This is a genomic window from Thermodesulfitimonas sp. (assembly GCF_052743955.1).
Window position 1 is genome coordinate 29,016 of the sequence record NZ_JBRAIN010000002.1, and the last position, 8,463, is coordinate 37,478.

General features: G+C 59.6%; 9 protein-coding genes, 1 pseudogene and 1 other annotated feature. All 10 genes and pseudogenes read left to right on the forward strand.

The window, feature by feature from the left end:
* Window positions 1-158 (forward strand): annotated as a pseudogene (locus ACUVTA_RS00490) (hypothetical protein); the annotation flags it as partial.
* Between the two features lie 233 nt (window positions 159-391).
* A complete protein-coding gene (locus tag ACUVTA_RS00495; protein WP_445951028.1) occupies window positions 392-1,060 on the forward strand; it encodes an AIR synthase-related protein in 669 nt (222 codons plus the stop codon).
* Window positions 1,061-1,189: 129 nt separating this feature from the next.
* Window positions 1,190-1,810, forward strand: coding sequence for a DUF445 domain-containing protein (locus ACUVTA_RS00500; protein WP_445951016.1), 621 nt, complete (start codon window positions 1,190-1,192; stop codon window positions 1,808-1,810).
* A gap of 480 nt (window positions 1,811-2,290) precedes the next feature.
* Window positions 2,291-4,201 carry a threonine--tRNA ligase gene (thrS, locus tag ACUVTA_RS00505; protein ID WP_445951017.1) on the forward strand — a complete coding sequence of 637 codons (1,911 nt, stop codon included), beginning with the start codon at window positions 2,291-2,293 and terminating at the stop codon, window positions 4,199-4,201.
* 74 nt (window positions 4,202-4,275) lie between these two features.
* Window positions 4,276-4,399: a sequence feature (ribosomal protein L20 leader region), on the forward strand.
* A gap of 40 nt (window positions 4,400-4,439) precedes the next feature.
* Window positions 4,440-4,985 carry a translation initiation factor IF-3 gene (gene infC / locus ACUVTA_RS00510; protein ID WP_445951029.1) on the forward strand — a complete coding sequence of 182 codons (546 nt, stop codon included), beginning with the start codon at window positions 4,440-4,442 and terminating at the stop codon, window positions 4,983-4,985.
* A complete protein-coding gene (gene rpmI, locus ACUVTA_RS00515) occupies window positions 4,951-5,145 on the forward strand; it encodes a 50S ribosomal protein L35 (protein ID WP_445951018.1) in 195 nt (64 codons plus the stop codon). The genes infC and rpmI overlap by 35 nt, the downstream gene beginning before the upstream one ends.
* Window positions 5,146-5,174: 29 nt before the next feature.
* Window positions 5,175-5,534 carry a 50S ribosomal protein L20 gene (gene rplT, locus ACUVTA_RS00520; protein ID WP_445951019.1) on the forward strand — a complete coding sequence of 120 codons (360 nt, stop codon included), beginning with the start codon at window positions 5,175-5,177 and terminating at the stop codon, window positions 5,532-5,534.
* 89 nt (window positions 5,535-5,623) lie between these two features.
* Window positions 5,624-7,006, forward strand: a complete 1,383-nt coding sequence (locus ACUVTA_RS00525; protein WP_445951020.1) for a TrkH family potassium uptake protein — start codon at window positions 5,624-5,626, stop codon at window positions 7,004-7,006.
* A gap of 13 nt (window positions 7,007-7,019) precedes the next feature.
* Window positions 7,020-7,664 (forward strand): potassium channel family protein, encoded by a 645-nt coding sequence (locus ACUVTA_RS00530; protein WP_445951021.1) that lies wholly within the window; start codon window positions 7,020-7,022, stop codon window positions 7,662-7,664.
* Complete coding sequence (locus tag ACUVTA_RS00535; protein ID WP_445951022.1) at window positions 7,661-8,458, forward strand: TrmH family RNA methyltransferase; 798 nt, start codon at window positions 7,661-7,663, stop codon at window positions 8,456-8,458. Before ACUVTA_RS00530 ends, ACUVTA_RS00535 begins: the two co-directional genes overlap by 4 nt.
* The last annotated feature ends 5 nt before the right edge of the window (window positions 8,459-8,463 follow it).

The window sequence follows — 8,463 nt, forward strand, 5'->3', positions numbered from 1 at the left end:
TCCTCAAAGGAAAGCTTACGCCTAAAGAGTGCCGTCTTTTTGCCGTTGCTTGCAATCCCACCTCCCCGGTTGGTCCCTGCATAGTTTCGTCTGAAGGGGCCTGTGCTGCCTATTACCAGTTTGAACGCCATTATAAGGAGAGAACGAACCATGCGTAAGAATGACGTGGTGCTATTAGCCCACGGGGACGGCGGTGCCTTGACCCACGAACTCATCACGGGGTTATTCCTCCGCTACTTCCCGGGCCGGACACTCCAAAGCCTGACCGACGCGGCGGCGCTTGAGCTTTCTGGATGCCGGGTGGCGGTGAGCACCGACTCTTTTGTGGTGAGCCCTCTTTTTTCCGGGCGGGGATATTGGAAAGCTTGCGGTTTGCGGCACGGTAAACGACCTGGCGGTGGTAGGGGCGAAGCCTCTTTACCTCACGGCCTCTTTCCTAATCGAAGAGGGGCTCCCGCTTGCAGAACTAGAGCGGGTCGTGGCCTCGATGGCGGCGGCTTGCGCCAAAGCGGGGGTAGAGATAGTAGCGGGTGACACCAAGGTTGTAGGACGGGGAAATCTCGACCAGCTCTTTATCAACACGACGGGGGTAGGGCTTATTCCCGACGGGGTCGATTTGGGTTACGCACGTCTTGCGCCAGGCGACCAGATTATAATCAACGGGCCGATCGGGGAGCACGGGATGACCATCTTATCGCTACGGGAGGGCTTCGGCTTTGCCGGGCAGGTGAGGAGCGACTGCGCGCCCCTTAGCGGTATCATCGGGGAGCTCTTGGCCGCAGTGCCGGGCGTAAAGCTGATGCGTGATCTCACCCGCGAGGGTCTGGCCACGGCGGCCAAGGAGATTGCGCTGGCGGCCGGGTGCGATATCATCCTGAAAGAGGACGCAATTCCCGTCCGGCCCGAGGTGAAGGGGGCAGCGGCGCTTTTGGGCCTGGATCCCCCTCTACCTGGCGAACGAAGGGAAATTCATGGCCGTTGTCCCTGCTGCGGACGGGGAAAAGGCGCTCGGTGTGCTACGCCGTCACCCTCTAGGCCAAGAGGCGGCGCTCAGCGGTGAAGTTTGCTCCGGCCGGGGCGATGCTTACCTTAAGACAGCTTTCGGCGGCACAAAATTTTTGGATATGCTTGCGGGAACACCCCTGCCTCGCATCTGTTAGCATAGCGGGAGCGTTTCCCGCAGGCCAAAATGTTTTACGTTAACCTTATCCTGCTTCCATTAGTTGGAGCTTTTATCGGCTGGATTACGAACCTGCTGGCGATAAAGCTCCTCTTCCGACCTTATAGGCCCTACCGGATCTGGCGGTGGACCCTCCAGGGGGTTCTGCCGCGGCGCCGCTACGAGTTAGCGCGGTGCGCGGGTGAGGTTATCGAGCGGGAAGTCTTGTCGGTCGACGCCATCCTGCAGCGGCTCCGCGAACGGGAGGTGGCTGAACGGGCGGCTTCGCTTCTGCGGGAGGCGGTCCGGCGGGCGGTGCTCGCGAAGGTGCCGGACTGGGTACCAGTGGCGGTTAAAAGGCCGTTAGCCGAGGCCGTAAGCGACCTTGTAGGCGATTACCTTCCTCTACTGGTAACGGCGCTGGTCGATTCTTTCGGGGGGGCGATGAAACAAGAGGTGAGCCTTGGGCAATTGGTCGAAGAAAGGCTCAACGCCTTTCCCCTCGAAGATTTAGAGCGAATCGTTTTTACCGTTGCGCGCAAGGAGATCAAGCATATCGAAGTGATGGGCGCTGTACTTGGCGGGCTTATCGGTGGTCTCCAGGCGCTTTTTTTGCTACTTTTCCGGTTGACAGGAGCGGCCGGCTCTTAGTATAAAAAGGGGAAGCAAGCGAAAAACGAAAAGGCGATGAACGGGAACATGCCCTCTTCCAGGTGCCACAGAGAGGGAACGCCGTGGCTGAGAGCGTTCCTGGGTTACGTCTGAAGAAGGGTACCACCCCCGGAGCTTTCCCGGCACGCAATGGGGCGGCTGGATACGGGACTTTCCCCTGTGCATTTTCTACGGCTTATCTTCTGCAGTGCCGGGAACGGTTAGCGACCGTTACCCGCAGCCGAGCGGGGAGGAGTTTTCCCTCCCAAGCAGGGTGGAACCGCGGGCCGCGCAAGCCCGTCCCTGAACGGGGCGGGTTTTGTTATTTAAGGGCTGGAGTGAAGCCGGGATTCGGGTTAGGAGTTGTTTATTATGGTGATGAAAACGCACCGCTTCCGGCGCGTCAAGCGTTGAACGTTGAACGGACCCCCAAGGTCCGTCAGTATAAGCTTAAACGTCTATTTTCGAGGAGGCGTTACGGTGACGGTAGTAATCTTCCCGGATGGTAACAGGAAAGAGTTTCCGGACGGTGTAACTGCTGCGGATGTCTTAAAGACGCTGGGGCAGCGGCTCCAGAAAGAGGCGCTGGTTGCGCGGGTAAACGGTAAGCTGGTGGACCTCAGTGCGCCTTTACCGCCGGAGGCGGCGGTCACCTTCCTCACCTTTGCGGACGAGGAGGGACGGGACGTTTACCGGCATACCTCGGCCCACATCCTCGCGCAGGCGGTCAAAAGACTTTACCCGGAGGCCAAGTTGGCGATCGGCCCGGCAATCGCCGACGGTTTTTACTATGATTTTGACGTACCGCGGCCCTTTACGCCGGAGGATCTGGCGCGCATCGAGGCGGAAATGGAACGGATTATCAAGGAAGACCTGCCGCTTGAGCGCAGCGAGCTTTCGCGGGAAGAGGCCCGCGCCGCCTTCCTCGCGGCAGGCGAGACTTATAAGGTCGAGATTATCGACGAACTGCCGCCCGACGCGGTCATCTCCTGTTACCGCCAGGGGGAGTTTACCGACCTCTGCACCGGGCCGCACCTGCCTTCGACGGGTTACGTCCGGGCTTTCAAGCTCCTCAGCGTAGCGGGCGCTTACTGGCGCGGGGACGAGCGGAACAAGATGTTGCAGCGCATCTACGGCACCTCTTTCCCCAAAAAGTCTCTCTTAGAGGAGCACCTCCACCGTCTTGAGGAGGCCAAGCGGCGGGACCACCGGCGCCTCGGGGCGGAACTCGACCTCTTCAGCATCCGGGAGGAGGGGCCCGGCTTCCCCTTTTTCCATCCCAAGGGAATGATCATCCGCAACGAGCTCGAGGCCTTCTGGCGGGAAGTCCACCGGCACCGGGGTTACCAGGAGATCCGCACCCCCATCATTCTGCGCCGCGAGCTTTGGGAACGCTCGGGCCACTGGGACCACTACAAGGAAAACATGTACTTTACCACAATCGATGACCAGCCTTACGCTATCAAACCGATGAACTGTCCGGGTGGCATCCTGGTCTTCAAGCGGCGGGTCCACTCTTACCGGGAGTTGCCCGTCCGGCTGGCGGAAATGGGACTGGTCCACCGGCACGAACTGTCGGGCGTTCTGCACGGGCTAATGCGGGTGCGCTGTTTCACTCAGGACGACGCGCACATCTTCTGCCGGCGGGACCAGGTGAAGGAGGAGATCCTGCAGATCATCGATCTCGTCGAGTATTTCTACCGGGAAGTCTTCGGCTTCGATTACCACGTGGAGCTTTCCACAAAGCCGGAGAAGGCGATGGGTGATGACGCGATCTGGGAGCTCGCTACGGGGGCCCTGCAGGAGGCGCTCGAAGCGCGCGGCCTGCCCTACAAGGTAAATGAGGGCGACGGCGCTTTCTACGGCCCGAAGATCGACTTCCACCTTCGGGATTGCCTGGGGCGCACGTGGCAGTGTGGGACTATCCAGGCAGACTTCCTGATGCCGGAAAAATTCGACCTTTACTACGTGGGAGAAGACGGGCAGCGCCACCGGCCGGTGATGCTCCACCGGGTCGTCTTCGGCAGTCTGGAGCGCTTCATGGCCATCTTAACCGAGCACTTCGCCGGGGCCTTTCCAGTTTGGCTGGCGCCGGTTCAGGTCCGGGTGCTGCCGATTACCGACCGCCACGCCGCTTATGCTGCTGAGGTAACGCGGCAGATAGAGGAGGCTAATATCCGGGTGGAGCTTGACGCCCGGAACGAGAAGGTCAACTACAAGATCCGGGAGGCCCAGGTCCAGAAGGTTCCTTTCATGCTGGTGGTTGGTGACCGGGAGGCCGCCACGGGGACCGTAGCGGTGCGCCACCGGAGTCAAGGAGACCTCGGGGTGATGCCGCTGTCCACCTTTGTTAACCGGGTACGCGAAGAAATTAAGACGCGAAAAATATAGCTATGGGAAACGTTGGTATTTGTTGACGTTGCGGCAGCCGTCTGTTATAATACCAGCAAGTAAATAAGATTTCGCTGGCAAAGCAGAAGCCATCCGCTTCTCACCTTACGGCGCACGGGCTGCCAGTAAGGTTGGCTTTAGAAGTTTTATAATAGCGTGCTTTCAGGCGGATGGGTTAATCCGCCTTTCTTTATGGGTAATTCTGGGAGGTGTAAAGCTTATTACGAAGGATCTTCCGATTAACGAGGAGATTAAGGCGCGTGAGGTAAGGCTTATCGATGTCGACGGCACGCAGATCGGCATCGTTCCTTTTAAGGAGGCTTTACGGATCGCCGCAGAGCGCGAGCTGGACCTGGTAGGTGTAGCCATGCAGGCTAGGCCGCCCGTCTGCCGGATAATGGACTTCGGGAAGTACAAGTACGAAATGAGCAAGCGGGACCGGGAGGCCCGCAAGAAGCAGCGGGTAATCAGTGTCAAGGAGATCAAGATGCGGCCGAGCATTGAGGAGCACGACTTCCAGGTCAAGGCGCGTAACATCTCGCGTTTCCTGAACGACGGCGACAAAGTGAAGGTCACCCTCATCTTCCGCGGGCGGGAGATCATCCACCCCCATATCGGCGAAAAGCTTCTGCAGCGCTTGGCGGAAGAGGTGGCAAGCATCGCGGTGGTCGAGCGCCCGCCGAAGCTAGAGGGAAGGAATATGATCATGATTTTGGCTCCCAGGCCGGACAGGGAAAGGAGGAGTAACGTTGCCGAAGATCAAGACGCACCGGGGAGCAGCTAAGCGTTTCAAGAAAACGGGTACGGGGAAGATCGTGGCGTGGCACCCCTTCAAAAGCCACTTGCTCGTGGGTAAGCCGAGCAGGCGGACCCGGCGGCTCCGTAAAAAGACGGTTTTGGCACCGGGAGATGCGGCGCGCGTCAGACGGCTTCTGCCCTATTAAGTTTTTACCGTTACGGAGGTGTATAAAGCATGCCGCGGGTTAAGACGAGTGTGGTAACGCGGAAGCGACATAAAAAGATCCTGAAATTAGCGCGGGGGTACTGGGGCGCAAAATCAAAGCTTTACCGGGTGGCAAAACAGCAGGTAATGAAGTCGCTCATGTACGCTTACCGCGACCGCCGGGCAAGGAAGCGGGACTTCCGACGCCTTTGGATTGCACGTATCAACGCGGCGGCCCGGCAGAACGGTCTTTCTTACAGCCGCCTGATCAGGGGCTTAAGGCAGGCGGGCGTGGAGATTAACCGCAAAGTGCTGGCCGATATCGCCGTGAATGACGCGCAGGCCTTTAGCAAGCTCGTAGCAGTGGCGAAGGCCCGCCTCAGCTCGTAAATAAGAACTCAATTGGGCCCGGATTTTCGTTGAGCATGGTTTTCAAAACCATGCTTAATTCTTGAATAGGGCTAATTTCTAATTGTGTTATGGAAGAAAAAGTTGTTTTAGGGCCAGATTTAGTGCCAAAGCGGTCCGGTAGCGAGAAGGAGCAGCACCGGTGGCGGTTCTCGCCACCGAAAATATTGGTTCTGGGGTTTGCCGGGCTTATTTTTGCCGGGGCGCTCCTTTTGAACACGAGCTGGGCCACGCAGTCCGGGGAACCCCCCGGTTTCCTGACGGCGCTCTTTACGGCTACCTCAGCCGTTTGCGTAACTGGCCTGGTGGTGGTGGATACCGGTACCTTCTGGTCTTCCTTCGGCCAGACCGTGATCCTGCTCTTAATCCAGCTCGGCGGCCTGGGGATAATGACCAGCGCGACGATCTTTTCGATCTTGTTAGGGCGCCAGATCGGGCTCAAGGAGCGCATCCTCATCCGCGAGTCCCTGGGGCAGGTGAACGTGGCGGGGATGGTCCGGCTGGTCCGCTATATTCTCATCTACACAGCGGCGGTGGAGGGCTTCTTCGCGCTGGTTCTGATGCTACACCTGGCGCGGGATTACCCCTGGCCGCACAATATTTGGTACGGGCTTTTCCACGCCGTCTCCGCTTTTAACAACGCGGGTTTTGACCTTTTCGGCCAGTTTCGCAGCCTTACCGGCTACGTGACGGATCCAGTAGTAAACTTCGGCATTGCCCTGCCCATCATCATCGGGGGATTAGGCTTCTCCGTGATTGCGGAGGTTATCGAGCGCCGGCGGTGGCGCCGTTTCTCCCTCCATACAAAGCTTACGTTGCTTACTACCGGAGCGTTACTCGCTGTCGGAACGGTTTTCTTCCTAGTCCTAGAGTCGAGGCATACTTTGGCCGGGTTCTCCTGGTCGGTGAAAGTTTTAGCCTCCTTCTTTCAGGCCGTTACCCCCCGAACGGCTGGCTTCAACACTGTGGATATCGGCGCGCTGGCGCCGGTAACGCAGCTCTGGCTCTGTTTTTTGATGTTTATCGGGGCTTCACCGGCCTCTACCGGCGGCGGCATCAAGACCACCACCTTTACCCTGCTGGTTCTAACCCTCTGGTCACTGGCTGCCGGGCGGGAAGCCACCGAGGTTTTCGGGCGCCGGGTCCCGCTACAGCAGGTTTTAAAGGCGGCGGGCATCTGCCTGCTGGCGCTTGGTTGGCTGGGTTTTGTGCTGCTCGTTCTGCTGGCGGCGGAAAGAAAGGATTTCCTCCGGCTGCTCTTTGAAGCGGTCTCGGCCTTCGGTACGGTGGGCTTATCTACAGGGATCACGCCTGCGCTCACGCCGGTAGGCAAGATCGCGATTATCCTGACGATGTTTATCGGCCGGCTGGGGCCTTTGACGATCGCCTATGCCCTAGCCCAGCAGCGGCGGGTTACTTTCCGGTATCCGGAAGAAAACATTATGGTCGGTTGAAGGAGAAGGGGAAATGAAACAGTTTGCGGTGATCGGGCTGGGTCGCTTCGGGACCAGCGTTGCCGAGACCCTCTCGCGTATGGGTTACGATGTGTTGGCCGTGGATGTGGACGCGGAAAAGGTCAACGCGGTGATGGATATCGTGACCCATGCCGTGCAGGTGGACGCCCTCGACGAGCACGCTCTCAAGTCTTTAGGCATCCGGAATTTCGACGTGGTGATCGTAGCCATCGGCGAAGACATTCAGGCCAACATCCTGGTGACGGTGATGCTCAAGGAAATGGGCGTGAAGACGGTGGTGGCCAAGGCGCGATCCGAGCTTCACGGCAGGGTTCTGGCCAAGGTAGGTGCGGATAAGGTGGTCTTTCCGGAGCGGGATATGGGCGTTCGGGTGGCGCGGGCTCTCGTTGCGGCCAACATTGTGGACCAGATCGAGCTTTCGCCCGATTACAGCCTCATGGAGCTGATTGCACCGCAGAAGTTCGTGGGCAAGTCGATCGGCGAGGCGGCGATCCGGATGAAATACGGCGTGACGGTTCTGGCGATCCGCCGGGGGGACGAGATTATCATCTCTCCGGGGGCGCGCCACACGGTGGAGGAAGGGGATATCCTGGTGGTGGTGGGCCGGAACGACCGGTTACGCCGACTGGAGCAATGATCCGCCTGGGGAAACATAACCAGCGGGTGAAGGCGCTTATCCGTCTTGCCCGGCGGCGCCACCGGGAGAAAGAGGGAAAATTCGTCGCGGAGGGCCCGCGTCTGGTCGCGGCGGCGCTTGCTTCCGCTTGGCCGGTGGAAGGGGTCTACTTTACGCCTGACTTCGCGGCTCAGAAGGGGGAGATGCTTTTCACCCTGGCGCGGCAGCGCGGCGTGCCGCTATACGAACTACCCACCGAGGTCTTTTCCCGGGTGGCCGCTACCGAGACCCCGCAGGGGGTTCTGGCCGTCATCGGGATACCGACGGTGGCTCTGGAGGCGTTGCTCCGTCCGGAGCCGCCGCTAATTTTAGTGGTAGACGGGCTTCAAGATCCGGGAAACTTAGGGACGCTCATCCGGACGGCACAGGCGGCAGGAGCGACCGGCGCCCTGCTGCTTGCGGGCACCGTTGATCTTTACAGCCCGAAGGCGGTGCGCGCTACGGCAGGCGCGGTTTTCCACCTGCCGGTGGTGCAGGACCTTCCCTGGGCGGAGGCGCTGCGGTTTCTGCAGGCGGCGGGCCTGACGCTGGTTGTTGCCGACCCGCGGGGGGAGACGCCCTTTTACGCGGCGGACTTCACGGGACCGGTGGCGCTGGTCATCGGGAGTGAGGGGGCCGGGCCGCGGCCCGAGGTTATAAGGGTTGCTTCCCGGCGCGTTTTTATTCCGATGCCGGGTGGTGCCGAGTCGCTGAACGCTGCGGTTGCCAGCTCCCTGCTCATCTACGAGGCGGTCCGTCAACGGCGGCGTTTTTGAAAAAT